This is a genomic window from Rhodobacter aestuarii, assembly GCF_900156655.1.
GTDB lineage: Bacteria > Pseudomonadota > Alphaproteobacteria > Rhodobacterales > Rhodobacteraceae > Rhodobacter > Rhodobacter aestuarii.
Map to the genome: position 1 here is coordinate 651,240 of NZ_FTOG01000001.1, position 15,533 is coordinate 666,772.

15 protein-coding genes are annotated in these 15,533 nt (G+C 60.0%); 11 read left to right on the forward strand and 4 right to left on the reverse strand.

Going from position 1 to position 15,533, the window contains the following annotated elements:
- Window positions 1-62: 62 nt before the first annotated feature.
- Complete coding sequence (locus BW967_RS03015; protein WP_245826411.1) at window positions 63-869, forward strand: PAS domain-containing protein; 807 nt, start codon at window positions 63-65, stop codon at window positions 867-869.
- A gap of 84 nt (window positions 870-953) precedes the next feature.
- On the opposite strand, the gene BW967_RS03020 is transcribed toward BW967_RS03015, so the two are convergent.
- Window positions 954-2,330: a class II 3-deoxy-7-phosphoheptulonate synthase gene (locus BW967_RS03020; protein WP_076483517.1), complete on the reverse strand. Its 1,377-nt coding sequence runs from the start codon at window positions 2,328-2,330 to the stop codon at window positions 954-956.
- A gap of 203 nt (window positions 2,331-2,533) precedes the next feature.
- Between BW967_RS03020 and BW967_RS03025 the strand changes: the two genes are divergently transcribed.
- The 7 genes from BW967_RS03025 to BW967_RS03055 all read left to right on the forward strand — a co-directional run bounded on the left by BW967_RS03025 (window position 2,534) and on the right by BW967_RS03055 (window position 9,417).
- The gene (locus tag BW967_RS03025; protein ID WP_076483518.1) at window positions 2,534-3,640 is read left to right on the forward strand and encodes a GlxA family transcriptional regulator; all 1,107 of its coding nucleotides are present in this window, start codon (window positions 2,534-2,536) and stop codon (window positions 3,638-3,640) included.
- A gap of 156 nt (window positions 3,641-3,796) precedes the next feature.
- Entirely contained in the window at window positions 3,797-4,981 is a 1,185-nt protein-coding gene (locus BW967_RS03030; protein WP_076483614.1) for an ABC transporter substrate-binding protein, read from the forward strand.
- A 105-nt stretch (window positions 4,982-5,086) separates the two neighbouring features.
- On the forward strand, window positions 5,087-5,875 hold the full coding sequence (locus BW967_RS03035; protein WP_076483519.1) for an ABC transporter ATP-binding protein: 789 nt from the start codon (window positions 5,087-5,089) through the stop codon (window positions 5,873-5,875).
- A gap of 52 nt (window positions 5,876-5,927) precedes the next feature.
- Window positions 5,928-6,632 (forward strand): ABC transporter ATP-binding protein, encoded by a 705-nt coding sequence (locus BW967_RS03040; RefSeq protein WP_076483520.1) that lies wholly within the window; start codon window positions 5,928-5,930, stop codon window positions 6,630-6,632.
- Window positions 6,633-6,635: 3 nt separating this feature from the next.
- Window positions 6,636-7,064 carry a hypothetical protein gene (locus BW967_RS03045; RefSeq protein WP_076483521.1) on the forward strand — a complete coding sequence of 143 codons (429 nt, stop codon included), beginning with the start codon at window positions 6,636-6,638 and terminating at the stop codon, window positions 7,062-7,064.
- Window positions 7,064-8,071, forward strand: coding sequence for a branched-chain amino acid ABC transporter permease (locus BW967_RS03050; RefSeq protein ID WP_076483522.1), 1,008 nt, complete (start codon window positions 7,064-7,066; stop codon window positions 8,069-8,071). Before BW967_RS03045 ends, BW967_RS03050 begins: the two co-directional genes overlap by 1 nt.
- On the forward strand, window positions 8,068-9,417 hold the full coding sequence (locus BW967_RS03055) for a branched-chain amino acid ABC transporter permease (protein ID WP_076483523.1): 1,350 nt from the start codon (window positions 8,068-8,070) through the stop codon (window positions 9,415-9,417). Before BW967_RS03050 ends, BW967_RS03055 begins: the two co-directional genes overlap by 4 nt.
- 102 nt (window positions 9,418-9,519) lie before the next feature.
- Here BW967_RS03055 and BW967_RS18470 read toward each other — a convergent pair whose 3' ends face one another.
- Window positions 9,520-9,774, reverse strand: coding sequence for a hypothetical protein (locus BW967_RS18470; RefSeq protein ID WP_139327782.1), 255 nt, complete (start codon window positions 9,772-9,774; stop codon window positions 9,520-9,522).
- A 183-nt stretch (window positions 9,775-9,957) separates the two neighbouring features.
- Between BW967_RS18470 and guaA the strand changes: the two genes are divergently transcribed.
- From guaA to BW967_RS03070, 3 genes are all read left to right on the forward strand, one after another.
- Window positions 9,958-11,514, forward strand: coding sequence for a glutamine-hydrolyzing GMP synthase (guaA, locus tag BW967_RS03060; protein ID WP_076483524.1), 1,557 nt, complete (start codon window positions 9,958-9,960; stop codon window positions 11,512-11,514).
- Window positions 11,515-11,813: 299 nt separating this feature from the next.
- Window positions 11,814-12,596, forward strand: coding sequence for a sulfotransferase family 2 domain-containing protein (locus BW967_RS03065; RefSeq protein ID WP_076483525.1), 783 nt, complete (start codon window positions 11,814-11,816; stop codon window positions 12,594-12,596).
- 123 nt (window positions 12,597-12,719) lie between these two features.
- A complete protein-coding gene (locus BW967_RS03070) occupies window positions 12,720-13,484 on the forward strand; it encodes a GNAT family N-acetyltransferase (protein WP_108188547.1) in 765 nt (254 codons plus the stop codon).
- Between the two features lie 13 nt (window positions 13,485-13,497).
- On the opposite strand, the gene BW967_RS03075 is transcribed toward BW967_RS03070, so the two are convergent.
- Window positions 13,498-14,517, reverse strand: a complete 1,020-nt coding sequence (locus tag BW967_RS03075) for an NAD-dependent epimerase/dehydratase family protein (protein ID WP_076483526.1) — start codon at window positions 14,515-14,517, stop codon at window positions 13,498-13,500.
- Window positions 14,514-15,467 (reverse strand): lipoyl synthase, encoded by a 954-nt coding sequence (gene lipA, locus BW967_RS03080; RefSeq protein WP_076483527.1) that lies wholly within the window; start codon window positions 15,465-15,467, stop codon window positions 14,514-14,516. The genes BW967_RS03075 and lipA overlap by 4 nt, the downstream gene beginning before the upstream one ends.
- Window positions 15,468-15,533 lie beyond the last annotated feature (66 nt).

The window sequence follows — 15,533 nt, forward strand, 5'->3', positions numbered from 1 at the left end:
GAGTTCAGTAAGGATTTCGCTCCCGGGGTCAACAGAAAGACCCGATTTGGCCGAAGGCAGGAGTGTTCAAGACGCGAAGGACCCCGGATGGTGACGGGGCACAGACCGGGGTGGATACGATGGACCGCGACTTCGACATTCAAGATAAAGTGGCCCGGCTTGGCGATACGGGTGTGAGCCGTCGTGTGGTGGCGCAGATGCGCGCCTACTGGGAAGGCCTGCGCAAGGGCCGTGATGTGCCCGCCCGCGCCGAAATCGACCCCCGTGGTTTGGAAAGCGCGCTGGAATATGCGTTCATCCTTGAGCGTGTGGCGCCCGGCATGGGCCGCTTCCGTCTCGCGGGGATGCATCTCAATGATCTGATGGGCATGGAAGTGCGCGGCATGCCGCTCACCGCCCTCTTCACGCCGGAAGGCCGCAAGCGCGTTGCCGATGCGACCGAGGCCGTTTTCTCGGGCCCGTCGGTGGCCGAACTCGTGCTGACCGCCGAAGCCGGGATCGGCAAACCTGCGATGACCGCGCGTTTGATCTTGCTGCCGATGAAATCGGACATGGGCGATGTGACCCGCATCCTTGGCTGCCTCGTGGCCGAAGGGGCTGGCATTGGCCGCACGCCGCGCCGCTTTGTGGTGGATGCGGTGCATGTTGAGCCGGTCAAACAAGGCCAGCCGACGCCCGCGAAAATGCCCTCGCCGGTGCGCCCGGAGGCCTTTGGCCTTGCTGCTCGCTTGCCGAAATTTGGCGCCGATGCGCCCAAGCCGGCCACCGCGCCGCAACCCTTCACCGCCGTGAAACCGGCGCGTCCGGCCTTTGCCGCCCGCACGCCCGAAGAGCGCCGCGCGATGTTCCGGGTTGTCACGAACGACTAAGATTTCCGCCTGGGTGGGGGAAATGAAAGAGCCCGGGCAATTGCCCGGGCTTTTTGTTGTTCTGCAATAAGTTGCAGGGCGGTGTTAAACCGCTGCCGCAGCCGCTTTCTTCATCGCGCGACGGTCTTGCAGCTCTTCGGCCACCAAGAAAGCCAGTTCCAGCGATTGGCTGGCGTTCAGGCGCGGGTCGCATGCGGTGTGATAGCGGCTCGACAGATCTTCATCCGAGACAGCGCGCACGCCGCCGGTGCATTCAGTCACGTCTTTGCCGGTCATCTCGAAATGCACACCACCCGGGATCGTGCCCTCGGCTTTATGCACCGCGAAGAACTCGCGCACTTCGCGCAGCACGCTTTCAAACGGGCGGGTTTTGAAACCGCTGGCCGATTTGATCGTGTTGCCATGCATCGGGTCGCAAGACCAAACCACTTCCGCGCCCTCGGCCTCTACCGTGCGGATCAGGCGCGGCAGATGGTCTTCCACCTTGCCCGCGCCAAAGCGCGCGATCAGCGTCAGCCGCCCGGCTTCGTTTTCCGGGTTCAGCTTCGCCATCAAGACCTTAAGGTCTTCCTCGGTGGTCGAGGGGCCGCATTTCAGGCCGATCGGGTTTTGCACGCCGCGGCAGAATTCGACATGCGCGCCATCCACTTGACGGGTGCGGTCACCGATCCAAAGCATGTGGCCCGAGCCCGCCACCGGCAGCCCGGTGGTGCTGTCGATCCGGCACATCGCTTCTTCATATTCCAACAGCAGCGCTTCGTGGCTGGTGTAAAAATCGACCGCCGCCAGTTCATGTGCGGTTTCCGAGGTCACGCCCGCAGCGGCCATGAATTCCATCGCATCGGAAATGCGCTCAGCAACTTCGCGGTAGCGCGCGGCTTCATCTTCATCGGTGAAGCCGGCGATCCAGCTTTGCACGCGGTGAATATCGGCAAAGCCCCCGGTCGAGAAGGCGCGCAACAGGTTCAGCGAGGCTGCCGCTTGCGTGTAAGCGGTCAGCATCCGCGTCGGGTCGGGCGTGCGGGCGGCCTCCGTCGCTTCAAAACCGTTGATGATGTCACCGCGGTAGCTCGGGTATTCCACGCCGCCAATCATTTCGGTCGGCGCCGAACGCGGCTTGGCAAATTGCCCGGCCATCCGGCCCACCTTGATCACCGGCACTTTCGCGCCCCAAGTGAGCACGATGGCCATTTGCAGCATCACTTTGAACGTGTCGCGCAGGTTATCAGCCGAAAATTCGGTGAAGCTTTCGGCACAATCGCCGCCTTGCAGCAAGAAGGCCTCGCCCTTGGCGGCTTTGGCAAGGTCAGCCTTCAGCCGACGCGCTTCGCCCGCAAAGACCAAAGGCGGCAGATGCCCGAGTTGCGCCTCGACCGCAGAGACCGCCGCTTGATCCGGATAATCGGGCATCTGCACCCGCGGTTTCGCGCGCCAGTCCGATTTCATCCATGCCTTGGCCATGTCCCTCTCCCCTTCGAGGCTATCAGTCGGACGGCTTATAAAGCCCATAACCGCTAAGGCAAACTGCTTTTTGGGCCCTCTGCCGCCTTATTTTTAAGCAAAAAGCTGGCGCGGGGATAGAATTTCATCTAAGCTTCACACAGCGCTTGCGCGGCCCTCAATAGGTTGTATGGGTGCGCCAAACGACAAAAAGAGGTCGTAAAATGCGTCTTCCCTCAGCCGCGCCCCGTACCCACACCCGTCCTGCACCCTCGCAAGGCACCGTGCGCGTTGAAGCGCCCGAACGAAAACGGCGGTTTATCTTTCTTTTGCTTGATCGGTTCACGCTGATGGCTTTTGCCAGCGCGATCGAACCTTTGCGGCTGGCCAATCAGGTTTCGGGCCACAAGCTTTACGATTGGAAGCTGGCCTCCGAAGATGGGAAAGAGGTCAATTGCTCAAACGGCACGTCGGTGCGCGTCGATATGGGCCTTGATGAGGTCACGCGCGACGATACGGTTTTGGTTTGTGGTGGCATTGATGTGGCCGAGGCCACCTCGAAGCCGATCCTGAACTGGCTGCGGCGCGAGGCGCGGCGCGGGGCCACGATGGGCGGGCTGTGCACCGGCACTTGGGCGGTGGCAAAAGCGGGCCTACTCGAAGGCAAACGCGCCACCATCCACTGGGAAAACCAAGACAGCTTCTTTGAAGATTTCGAAGGCGTTGACCTTTCAAAAGCGGTGTTCGTGATTGATGGCAACCGGCTAACTTCGGCGGGCGGGATCGCCTCAATCGACCTGATGCTTAAGCTGATCGCGCGCGACCATGGCGAAGCGCTCGCCAATACGGTTGCCGATCAGCTCATTTATAACGCGATCCGCACCGACCAAGACAGCCAGCGGCTGTCGATCCCAACGCGGATCGGGGTGCGCCATCCCAAGCTTTCGCAAGTGATTGGTCGGATGGAGGCCAATATCGAAGAGCCGATCAGCCCGTCGAAGCTTGCCGAAGAGGTTGGCATGTCGACGCGGCAGCTGGAACGGTTGTTCCGGCGCTATCTCAACCGTTCGCCAAAGCGCTATTATATGGAAATCCGCCTGCAAAAGGCGCGTAACCTTTTGATGCAAACGGAAATGAGCGTGATCAACGTGGCGTTGGCCTGTGGCTTTGCCTCGCCCTCGCACTTCTCCAAATGCTATCGCGCGCATTATCGCACCACGCCCTATCGCGAGCGTGGCACCTCTGGGGCCGGTGCGCCCGAGGGCGAAGCCTTCGTGGATGGGCTGGAGATGGATCTGGGCGAGGACTTCTCGGACGATCTGCTGGACTAAGGCGCATATTGGCTGACGTGGCGAAAACGCGCGTCTTTGAGGCGGTTTCAGGCGGAAACTTGACCAACTGGCCTATTTTCTTTTCCAGTTTCTGGTCCTAACCTGCGCCCCCAGAACATTCACCCAATAACGATGTTCCAATATGGGAGTGAACATATGAAGAAGCTTCTGATGGCCAGCGCCGCCCTCGCCCTGACGGCTGGCGGTGCTTTTGCCGAAGACATCAAACTTGGTATCTCGCTTGGCTTCACCGGCCCGCTGGAATCGATGTCGCCGGCAATGGCCGATGGCGCGGAACTGGCGATGGCGGAAGTCACCGCCTCGGGCAAATTCATGGGCGGCGCTTCTGTCACCCCGGTGCGCGGCGACAGCACCTGCATCGACTCGGCCGCCGCTTCGGCCACCGTTGAAAAACTGATCACGGCCGATGGCGTCAAAGGCATCGTTGGCGGCATGTGCTCGGGCGAAACCACGGCGTCTTTGCAAAACGTGGCCATGCCCAAAGGCATGGTGATGATCTCGCCCTCGGCCACCTCGCCCGCGCTGTCGACGTTGGATGACAACGGCCTCTTCTTCCGCACCTCGCCGTCTGATGCGCGTCAGTCGGAAGTGATGACCGATATCATCATGGAACACGGCATCAATTCGGTCGCCGTGACCTACACCAACAACGACTATGGCAAAGGCCTGGCTGACAGCTTCCAAGCGGCGTTTGAAGCCAAAGGCGGCACTGTCACCATCAACACCGCGCATGACGACGGCAAACCGGATTATTCGGCGGAAGTTGCGGCGCTTGCTTCGGCGGGTGGCGATGCGCTGGTGATCGCGGGCTATGTCGACCAAGGCGGCTCGGGCATCCTGCGCGGTGCGCTTGACACCGGTGCCTTTGAAACCTTCGTCTTCCCTGATGGGATGGTCGGCGGCGCGCTCGAAGAAAACTTCGGCCCGGAAGTGAACGGCTCGTTTGGCCAAATGCCCTCTTCGGAAGGCGAAGGCAAAGAGAAGTTCTTGGCTGCGGCTGAAGCCGCTGGCTTTGATGGCACCGGCGTCTATTCGGCGGAAGCCTATGACGCGGCGGCGCTGATCATGCTGGCGATGGCGGCTTCCAACAGCACCGACCCGAATGTTTACAAAGAGAAGGTGATGGATGTGGCGAACGCGCCGGGCACCCCGATCCTTCCGGGTGAACTGGGCAAAGCGCTGGATCTGATCGCGGCTGGCGAAGAGATCGACTACCAAGGCGCGACCTCGGTTGAGCTGATCGGCGCGGGCGAATCCGCTGGCACCTTCCGCGAAATCGAAGTCAAAGACGACAAAATCGAAACCGTCCGCTACCGCTAAGCGCGACAGCAAGACCGAAGCAGCCCGGAGCATTCCGGGCTGTTTCCTTTGAAAACAAGCCGAAAATGGCGCAAAGGGGCGGGCCACCGCCCACCAAGGGGAAACATGATCCGGGTCGAGAACCTGCACAAGCACTTCGGCGGCTTTCATGCTGTCGATGGTGCCTCGCTAGAGATCGCCACCGGCTCGATCACCGGGTTGATCGGGCCGAATGGCGCGGGAAAATCCACGCTGTTCAACGTTATCGCAGGGGTGCACACACCCACCTCTGGCCGTGTGACGATGGATGGCGAGGACATCACAGGGCTAAAGCCGCACGAGTTGTTTCATAAGGGGCTGTTGCGCACGTTCCAGATTGCGCATGAATTCCCCACAATGACGGTGCGTGAAAACCTGATGATGGTGCCGGGGGGCCAATCGGGCGAGCATTTGTGGAAGGCATGGTTTGGCCGGGGCCGGATCGCCGAAGAAGAAGCGGCGCTTCTAAAGAAAGCCGATGAAGTTCTTGATTTCTTAACGATTTCTCACCTCAAGAATGAGCGTGCGGGCAACCTTTCGGGCGGGCAGAAAAAGCTGTTGGAGCTGGGCCGCACGATGATGGTGGAAGCCAAGATCGTGTTTCTGGATGAAGTCGGCGCGGGGGTGAACCGCACCCTTCTCAACACGATTGGCGATGCGATTGTGCGGCTCAACAAAGAGCGCGGCTATACCTTCTGCGTGATCGAACACGACATGGATTTCATCGGTCGGCTGTGCGACCCGGTCATTGTGATGGCCGAGGGCAAGGTGCTCGCCCAAGGCAGCCCCGATACGATCATGCAAAACGAAGCGGTGATCGAGGCCTATTTGGGCCGGGGCCTGAAGAACAAGATCAAGGCGGGGGCATCGGCATGAGCGGCTTTTTCATGATCAAGCAAGGTGTCATGGGCTGTCGGGGGGCGGTGCAATGAGCTTTCTGGACGCTTCTGAAATGACGGGCGGCTATGGTGCCGCCGATATTTTGCACGGTTGCACGCTCAAGGTCGAAAAGGGCCAGATCGCGGTGATCGTCGGCCCCAATGGCGCGGGCAAATCCACCGCGATGAAAGCGGTCTTTGGCATGCTGAAGCTGCGCGGCGGCCATGTGAAACTGGATGGCGAAGAGATTACCGGCCTGTCCCCACAAGAGCGGGTGAAAAAAGGCATGGGCTTCGTGCCGCAGGTGAACAACGTCTTCCCGACCATGTCGGTCGAAGAAAACCTCGAAATGGGCGCCTTCATCCGCACCGATGATTTTCGCGACACGATGGAACAGGTCTATGAGCTGTTCCCGATCCTGCGCGAAAAACGCCACCAAAACGCGGGCGAGTTGTCCGGCGGGCAGCGCCAGCAGGTGGCCGTGGGCCGCGCGCTGATGACCAAGCCCAAACTCCTGATGCTGGATGAGCCGACTGCGGGTGTGTCTCCCATCGTGATGGACGAGCTTTTCGACCGCATCATCGAAGTGGCGCGGACCGGGATTTCGATTCTGATGGTGGAACAAAACGCCCGCCAAGCGCTGGAGATCGCCGATCAAGGCTATGTGCTGGTGCAAGGCGCGAACAAATACACCGATACTGGCGCGGCGCTGATGGCCGACCCAGAGGTGCGCCGCACCTTCTTGGGGGGCTAAGGCATGAAACAGCTTCTCGCCGCCCTGCCCTTGCTCTTGCCACTGCAAGCGCAAGCCGCGCCGCAGGTGCAAGAACTCAGCTGCGCCTTCACGCAAGAATGCATTGATCTGCAAGCCTGCCACGACACCGGCGCTGTGATCCAACTGATCTATAACCCTGGCACCGATACTGCGATGATCCCGGCGGACCCAACCATGGTGCCGCCCGACCCGTTCACCGTGGCGGTGCAAGAGGAAACCGATAGCTTCAACGCGGTGCCGCTCACGGGTGGCAAGCTGCGCGGGCCGATGCAGGGCTTCATCGCCTTCAACAACGACGCGGTGCAGCGCTTGCTGACCATCGCGCCCGATGGCACGGCGCGCTACTCGGTGCATAAGCCGCTTGAGGCGATTGCATTTTATTACCAAGGCACCTGCGAAGAGGTGAAATGATGGACCTTCTCAACGCTTTCATCGCGGTGCTGAATTACGTCATCGTTCCGGCCACCGCTTATGGCGCGCAGCTCGCGCTGGGCGCGCTGGGCGTGACGCTGATCTATGGCATCTTGCGGTTTTCGAACTTCGCCCATGGCGACACAATGGCCTTTGGCACCGGGCTGACGATCTTGGTCACTTGGGGTTTGCAGGCGATGGGCATCAGCTTTGGCCCGCTGCCCACCGCGCTTTTGGCCCTGCCCTTTGGCATCGCGCTCACCGCGCTGTTTGTTCTGGGCACCGACCGGGTGGTTTACCGCTACTATCGCAAGGTGCGCGCCGCGCCGGTTTACATCACCATGGTCTCGGTCGGCGTGATGTTCGTGATGAACGGCCTCACCCGCGTGCTGATTGGCGTGGATGAAATCCGCTTTGCCGATGGCGAGCGCTTCTTGATTTCCGCGCGCGAGTTCAAAACCATCACCGGGCTGGCCGAGCCGCTCGCCATCCGCTCGACCCAAGCGATCACGCTGGTCACGGCGGGGCTGGTGGTTTGGGCGCTGTTTTGGTTCTTGGCCAAGACCCGCACCGGCAAATCCATGCGCGCCTATTCGGATAACGAAGATCTGGCGCTTTTGTCGGGCATCGACCCGAACAAAGTAGTGATGGTCACATGGATCATTGCAGCGGCGCTCGCCACAATCGCGGGCACGCTCTACGGCCTTGATAAATCCTTCAAGGCTTTCAACTACTTCCAGCTCCTTCTTCCGATCTTTGCAGCCGCCATCGTGGGCGGTCTGGGCAACCCTTTGGGCGCCATCGCAGGCGGCTTCGTGATTGCCTATTCGGAAGTGGCCGTCACCTATGCATGGAAGAAAGTGGCGATGTATCTGGTGCCCGGCTGGGAGCCCGAGGGGCTGCTGCAGCTTTTGTCCACCGAATACAAATTTGCCGTCAGCTTTGCGATCTTGATCATCGTGTTGCTGTTTAAGCCCACCGGGCTCTTCAAGGGGAAATCGGTATGAGCACGCATCAACCGGGGGCCGCGAAAGGCGGCAAATGGCGCGCGCCCGCCCTTTTTGGCGCATTGGCCGTTTTGTTCATTCTTGAGGGCACGGTGTCAAATGCCATGTTCTCGGGCCATTGGGACAACGCTTTGGGTATCCTGCGTGTTGGGCTGATTTCGGCCATCCTCGCGCTGGGGATCAACATCCAATGGGGTTATGCGGGGCTTTTCAACGCTGGCGTCGTGGGCTTTTTGGCGCTTGGGGGGCTCGCCCCGGTGCTGGTGGCGATGCCGCCAACCGAAGGCGCGTTTGAAGCGGGCGGCTGGAGCATTTTGTTTGCCTTTGCCGTGGCGATTGTCACGCTGGTGATCGCGGTCGCGCTGCATCAAAAAATGACCGGCAAGGCCCGTGGCTGGGTTGTGGCGGCGGTTCTGGTCTTGGGCTTCTTCAGCTATCGCGCCCTCTTTGATCCGGCGGTTGAGGCCATTCAGGCGATCAACCCGGCCGCCACGGGCTACCTCGGTGGGCTGTCGCTGCCGACGCTGATTTCTTGGCCCGTGGGTATGGTGCTCGCGGCGGGCGCGGCTTGGATCGTGGGCAAAACCGCTTTGGGGCTGCGCTCTGATTACCTCTCCATTGCCACGCTCGGCATTGGCGAGATCATCGTCGCAATCTTGAAGAACGAAGAATGGCTCGCGCGCGGCGTGCTGAACGTCAACGGCATTCCCCGCCCGTGGCCGGTGCCCTATGAGACCGATCTGCAGCAAGATCCCGCCTTCATGGAGCGGATGGCGAACCTTGGCACCGACCCGATGGTGGGTTCGACAGTTCTGGTGAAGCTGCTTTACGTGGCGCTTTTCGTCGGCGTGCTGGCAATGCTGATGTGGGCGGCACAGCTTGCGCTCAACTCGCCGTGGGGCCGGATGATGCGCGCGATCCGCGACAACGAAGTCGCCGCCAGCGCGATGGGCAAAAACGTCACCGGGCGGCATTTGCAGATCTTCATTCTCGGCTGTTCGGTGCTCGGCCTTGCGGGGGCGATGATGATCTCGCTCGATGGCCAGATGACGCCCTCCAGCTACAACCCGCTGCGCTACACCTTCCTGATCTGGGTGATGGTGATCGTGGGCGGCTCTGGCAACAACTGGGGCGCGGTTCTGGGCGGATTGCTGATCTGGTTCGTCTGGATCAAAGCGGGCGAATGGGGCCCGCTGATGATGGACCTCCTCGCCACGGGCCTTGGCGATGGCGCGGTGAAAGAGCACCTTCTAGACGCCGCCCCGCATATGCGGCTGGTGATCATGGGGGTGATCTTGCTTCTGGTGCTGCGCTTCAGCCCAAGGGGCCTGCTGCCGGAACGGTAAGGACGAGGGCGCTGCCCTCGCCCCTCGGGATATTTCCACAAAGTCGAAAACCCAAAAGGGCGCCGCGCGGGCGCCCTTTTTCATGTCTTCTGGTCCTGCGGGTTACCCATCACAGGCGCAGCCCGGTCCTTTGTGGCAAGTGTAGGAACGGCTGATGCAGCTATTTCCGCAGGCTTTGCCCTTGTGGCAATGTTTGCAGCAATAGGCCGAGACGGTGGGCGCGCCTTCGCGCTGCAAGACCCTAAGCGCGTGTTCTGCTTCGCTTTGCGGCGCATCGACCACGGGGCTTTCTTGTGCCGTGATCGGGCTGGCCAGAACGAGGCTTGCGGCCAGTATGAAAACGGAAAAGCGCTGCAAATCAGGCTCCTAAATCGAGATGCAAAACAGAACGATCCGGTTCAGCTACACCTCGCTTTCGCGCGCAGCAACCCACCCCTCAGGTGTAGCCCTGCGGCGCTTCGCCCCGAGAACCCGCGCGCAAGCTGCCTGCACCGGCGCCCGCCTCTTGCTTTCGCGCCCAAGCCCGGCTATCGGGCGTGCATGACCCAGCATCAGCGCCTTCTCATCATCGACTTCGGCTCTCAGGTGACGCAGCTCATCGCGCGGCGTCTGCGCGAGTTGAATGTCTATTGCGAAATCCACCCCTATCAGAACGTCACCGATGCGTTCTTGGCCGATTTCGCGCCTCAAGCCATCATCTTCTCGGGCGGCCCGGATTCGGTTACTCGGGAAGGCTCGCCCCGTCCCCCCGCATCCGCCTTCACCCTTGGCGTGCCGATCCTTGGCATCTGCTACGGCCAGCAGGTGATGATGCAAGAGCTGGGCGGCTTGGTTGAAAGCGGCCACGGCACCGCCGAATTTGGCCGCGCTTTTGTGACCCCTTCGGACAAGAAGCTGCCGCTTCTGGAGGGCTGGTTCTCTGAGGGCACCGAGCAAGTCTGGATGAGCCACGGCGACCATGTGAGCAAAATCGCCCCCGGCTTTGAGGTCTATGGCACCTCGCCCGGCGCGCCCTTTGCGATCACCGCCGATGTGAGCCGCAATTTCTATGCTGTGCAGTTCCACCCCGAGGTGCATCACACCCCGCGCGGCGCGAAACTCTACGAGAACTTCGTGCGCCTCGCGGGCTTTACGGGTGACTGGACGATGGCGGGCTACCGCCAGCAAGCGATCGCGCAAATCCGCGCGCAAGTGGGCGACGCCCATGTGATCTGCGGGCTTTCGGGCGGGGTGGATAGCTCTGTCACCGCGATCTTGCTGCATGAAGCGATTGGCGAGCAACTCACCTGCGTGTTTGTCGACCACGGGCTTTTGCGCTTGGGCGAGGCCGAGCAGGTCGTCTCGATGTTCCGCGACAATTACAACATCAAGCTGATTGCCGCGGATGAGAGCGATCTTTTCCTTGGCGCGCTTGAGGGCGTGTCGGACCCCGAGGTCAAGCGCAAGACGATTGGCAAGCTCTTCATCGACGTGTTCCAGAAATACGCCAATGAGATTGAGAATGCCGAGTTCTTGGCCCAAGGCACGCTCTACCCCGACGTCATTGAATCAGTCTCGTTCTCGGGCGGTCCTTCGGTGACGATCAAATCGCACCACAATGTGGGCGGTCTGCCGGAAAAAATGGGCCTCAAGCTGGTTGAGCCGCTGCGCGAGCTTTTCAAAGATGAAGTCCGCGCGCTTGGCCGCGAATTGGGCCTGCCCGACAGCTTCATTGGGCGCCACCCCTTCCCGGGGCCGGGCCTTGCGATCCGCTGCCCGGGCGAGATCACCCGCGAGAAGCTGGAAATCCTGCGCAAGGCCGATGCGGTTTATATCGACCAAATCCGCAAACACGGGCTTTATGACGAAATCTGGCAAGCCTTCGTGGCGATCTTGCCGGTGCGCACCGTGGGGGTGATGGGCGATGGCCGCACCTATGATTACGCCTGCGCGCTTCGGGCGGTGACCTCGGTCGATGGCATGACGGCGGATTACTATCCGTTCAGCCATGAATTCTTGGGCGAGACCGCGACGCGGATCATCAACGAGGTGAAGGGCATCAACCGGGTGACCTACGACATCACCTCGAAACCGCCCGGCACGATCGAATGGGAATAAGCGCGAGTTGTGCCCCAAAGGGCAATAATCCTCTTTGGTGCACACTTTGACCCGAAGGGTCTGTTTCGAATTGCTTTGCGTTGAGGCCCGAGTGATTGGGCCTCTTGCCGCTTTTCGCTAAACCTATGGATTAAATCGCGGCAATCCGGCGGTATGCGCGCAGGCTCAGCCTATGAGCGGCGCTTTTCGCACCCTAACTTTTTCATCGTAAACGGTTCTCTCACGGTTCTCGTTTTATGACGGAAGCGATCTCCTTGACGCGAGTTGCAAGGCGCGCTTCGGAAAGTAAGGAATGCACAATGCCCGTTTCTCGCCGTCATCAAGCGATCTTCGTTCACATTCCTAAGAATGCAGGGGAATCCGTTGAGCGCACGCTTGGGATCTACGGCGGAAACCCTGCGGAAACGGCGTGGGGGATCATCGGCAACAATGTGGTGCTACAGCACTATACCGCTTTGGAATTGCGCGATAATTTCTGCACGGCCGAGGTCTGGGATCGCTATTTCAAATTTGCAATCGTCCGCAACCCGTGGTCGAAAGCCGTTTCAGAATACAATTGGTATCTCAAATACGGGCCTTCGGTGTCATTTTCCGAATGGGCGCAGTCTTTGCCGCATCGTTTGAAGATCAATCGCACGATCCATATTTTTGAGGTCGGCCACAACGTCGAGCAATATAAATATATCTGCGATGCGGAGGGGGCGCTCCTTGTCGATCATCTGCTGCGGTTTGAAGATTTGCGTAACGCGTTCGCGGAATTATCTACCGCGCGCCATTGGCACGTGAAGCTGGAACATGCCCCGACGACCAGTTCGCCCAACCAGATCAGCTTCAAAGACTATTACGACGTTGAAACCGCCAAGCTGATCGGCGCGATTTATGCGCGCGATGTTCAGCTTTTTGGCTACAGCTACGAAGAAACCTTTGCCGGGACTACGCTGAGCGAGACGCCTGTGGCCATAGATGCGTTCTTCGATCCCGATCTCTATCTGAAATACAATAAGGATGTGAAAGCCGCCGGGGTCGATCCGCGTCAGCATTATCTGGATCATGGCATCAAGGAAGGTCGCCGGATCAGGTAACCTCAGCCCCTTAGGGGTGCGGATTGGCATGAGACTTGCATCCAAAGTGCGGGGCGCGCAAAACGGGGAAATCTGGTACTTCGGCTGCGAAAGCCGATTTGACCCGTGTGAAAAGAGGGCGACGTGGCGCTGATCCATCTTCAAGGGCAGGTAACCTGTCGCACGCCGCAAGAGCGGCGCGATGTCTTGGCGCTTTTGCCGATGCATTTGCGTCAAAGCCTGCGCGACCCGGGCTGTTTGTTCTTTGACCTCAAGCAGGCAGATGACCCGATGCATTGGCAAATCGACGCCGGGTTTGCCTCGCGCGCGGCCCATGCGGATTATGAGGCGCGCACGGCAAAATCGACTTGGGGGCAGGTCACCTTGCGGCTACACCAAAGCGCAGAGATCCGAGAGGTCCAGCCACAGATCACGCCGGAAACCCCTGCCGATCAGCGCGCGCTTTACCTTTTGAACCGCGCGGCTTTTGGCGGCACCGGAGAGGCAGAATTGGTCGATGCTTTGCGCGCGTCGGGCGATTTGGCGCTCTCGCTCGTGGCGCGGTTTGGCCGGGCCTATCTTGGCCATATCGCCTTTTCACCGATTGCCGCCCCCTTCCCCGCTTGGGCCTTGGCACCTGTCGCGGTGCGCGATGCGGTGCGCCAGCAAGGTCTTGCTGCGGCGCTTGTCCGGGCGGGGCTGGCGCAGGCGCGCGCGCGTGGGATCGAGGCGGTCTTTGTGCTTGGCGACCCGGCCTATTATGGCCGGTTTGGTTTTTCGGTTGGTGCCGCGCAGGGCTATGAGTGCCCCTATGCGGGCCCCTATTTCCAGATGCTCGCGTTAAATGACGCCGCGCTGCCCAAGGGGGCCTTGCGTTACGCGGCCCCCTTTGACGCATTAGAGGATTGATTTCTGGCGCTTATTAGACGGCGTAATAGCCGCGATACCACTCCACAAAAGCTTTCACGCCTTCGGGCACGCGGGTTTGCGGCGCATAACCGGTGAGCCGTTGGAGCAGTTCCGCATCGGCCCAAGTGGCGGGCACGTCACCGGGCTGCATATCCATCAGATTGCGCGTTGCCACCTGCCCCGTGGCCTCCTCAATCGCGGCAATGAAATCAGTGAGCTGCACGGGTTCGGAATTGCCAATGTTCACGACGCGGAAGGGCGCGACAGGCGACAGGCTATCGCCCTCTTCCACCACCCCATCTGCGGGACGCACGGGCACCGCATCAATCAAGAGCCGGATCGCGGCGACCAAATCGGTGACATAAGTGAAGTCGCGCTTCATATCGCCGTGATTATAAACGTCGATCGGTTCGCCCGCCAAAATCGCCTTGGTGAACTTGAAAAGCGCCATATCGGGCCGCCCCCACGGGCCATAGACCGTGAAAAAGCGGAACATTGTCACCGGCAGGCCAAACAGATGCGCGTAGCTATGCGCCATCGATTCCGTGGCCTTTTTGGTGGCAGCATAGAAGCTCATCTGATGGTCGGCCTTCGCCACCTCGGCATAGGGCATCACGGTGTTCGCACCATAGGCCGACGAGGTCGAGGCCAAGAGCATATGCGCGGGCGGAAAGACGCGCGCAGCTTCCAAAATCTCAAACGTGCCGGTGATGTTGCTTTCCAGATAAGAGCGTGGGTTTTCAATCGAGTAGCGCACGCCTGCTTGCGCCGCGAGATGGATCACCACATCCGGGCGATGGTCTTCAAACAGCCCCATCATCACGCCGGGCGTTTGGATGCTGTCGTTCACAATCGCAAAGCCGGGGTTTTGGCAAAGCATCGCCTGACGGCGCTCTTTCAGCTTTACGTCATAATAGTCCGACAGGTTGTCGATCCCGATCACCCGCCAGCCTTCATCCAAAAGCTTCTGACACAGGTGGTAGCCAATGAAGCCCGAAGCCCCGGTGACAAGGGCGGTGCGTTGTGCGCTCATTGAGTTTGCCCCAGTTTTTTCAGCCGCGCTGCGCGCAATTGCGCGAAATCATCCCCCGCATGATAGCTGGAACGCGTGAGCGGTGTCGCCGAAACCATGCCAAAGCCTTTGCCATAGGCCGATTTTTCATAATCTGCGAATTCTTCGGGCGTCACAAACCGGTCCACCGCATGGTGTTTGGGCGTGGGCTGCAAATATTGGCCGATGGTCAAAAAGTCGATATCGGCGGAGCGCATATCATCCATCACCTGCAGCACTTCTTGGCGGTTTTCGCCAAGGCCGACCATGATGCCCGATTTGGTGAACATGCTCGGGTCGAGTTCTTTCACCCGTTGCAACAGGCGTAAGCTGTGAAAATAGCGCGCGCCGGGGCGCACTGTCGGGTAAAGGCCCGGCACGGTTTCAAGGTTGTGGTTGAACACGTCGGGCTTCGCTTCCACAACAATTTCAAGGGCTTTCGCGTCACACTTGAGAAAGTCGGGGGTCAAGACCTCAATCGTCGTTTCGGGCGCGCGGTGGCGCACGGCGCGGATCGTTTGCGCGAAATGCTCGGCCCCGCCATCGTCCAGATCATCGCGGTCGACCGAGGTGATGACGACGTGCTTGAGCCCCAGCGTTTCCACCGCATGGGCGACGCGACCCGGCTCAAACGCATCCAAAGCGCTCGGCTTGCCCGTCGCAACGTTGCAAAAGCTGCAACCACGGGTGCAAATCTCGCCCATGATCATCATCGTGGCGTGGCCGTGGCTCCAGCATTCGCCCACATTCGGGCAGCCGGCTTCTTCACAGACCGTCACAAGCTTGTTCGTTTTCAAGATCTCGCGCGTGTCTTTATACCCTTGCGAGGTGGGCGCCTTGACCCGGATCCAGTTCGGTTTTTTAGGCTGCGCATTGTCGGGGCGATGCGCTTTTTCGGGGTGACGCTGGCCGGGAAGTTTCAGATCGCGCAAGGAGATGTCCTTTCATCTGGCATAGCGCATAATTAGAGCGAAAGGCCGGGCGATGCAAATATGTCG

What these genes read in the sequence shown, in the direction of transcription:
- BW967_RS03020 (WP_076483517.1), bottom strand. Translation starts at nt 2,330, where the DNA reads ATGGCCAAGGCATGGATGAAATCGGACTGGCGCGCGAAACCGCGGGTG.
- BW967_RS03025 (WP_076483518.1), top strand. Translation starts at nt 2,534, where the DNA reads ATGCGTCTTCCCTCAGCCGCGCCCCGTACCCACACCCGTCCTGCACCC.
- BW967_RS03030 (WP_076483614.1), top strand. Translation starts at nt 3,797, where the DNA reads ATGAAGAAGCTTCTGATGGCCAGCGCCGCCCTCGCCCTGACGGCTGGC.
- BW967_RS03035 (WP_076483519.1), top strand. Translation starts at nt 5,087, where the DNA reads ATGATCCGGGTCGAGAACCTGCACAAGCACTTCGGCGGCTTTCATGCT.
- BW967_RS03040 (WP_076483520.1), top strand. Translation starts at nt 5,928, where the DNA reads ATGAGCTTTCTGGACGCTTCTGAAATGACGGGCGGCTATGGTGCCGCC.
- BW967_RS03045 (WP_076483521.1), top strand. Translation starts at nt 6,636, where the DNA reads ATGAAACAGCTTCTCGCCGCCCTGCCCTTGCTCTTGCCACTGCAAGCG.
- BW967_RS03050 (WP_076483522.1), top strand. Translation starts at nt 7,064, where the DNA reads ATGGACCTTCTCAACGCTTTCATCGCGGTGCTGAATTACGTCATCGTT.
- BW967_RS03055 (WP_076483523.1), top strand. Translation starts at nt 8,068, where the DNA reads ATGAGCACGCATCAACCGGGGGCCGCGAAAGGCGGCAAATGGCGCGCG.
- guaA (WP_076483524.1), top strand. Translation starts at nt 9,958, where the DNA reads ATGACCCAGCATCAGCGCCTTCTCATCATCGACTTCGGCTCTCAGGTG.
- BW967_RS03065 (WP_076483525.1), top strand. Translation starts at nt 11,814, where the DNA reads ATGCCCGTTTCTCGCCGTCATCAAGCGATCTTCGTTCACATTCCTAAG.
- BW967_RS03075 (WP_076483526.1), bottom strand. Translation starts at nt 14,517, where the DNA reads ATGAGCGCACAACGCACCGCCCTTGTCACCGGGGCTTCGGGCTTCATT.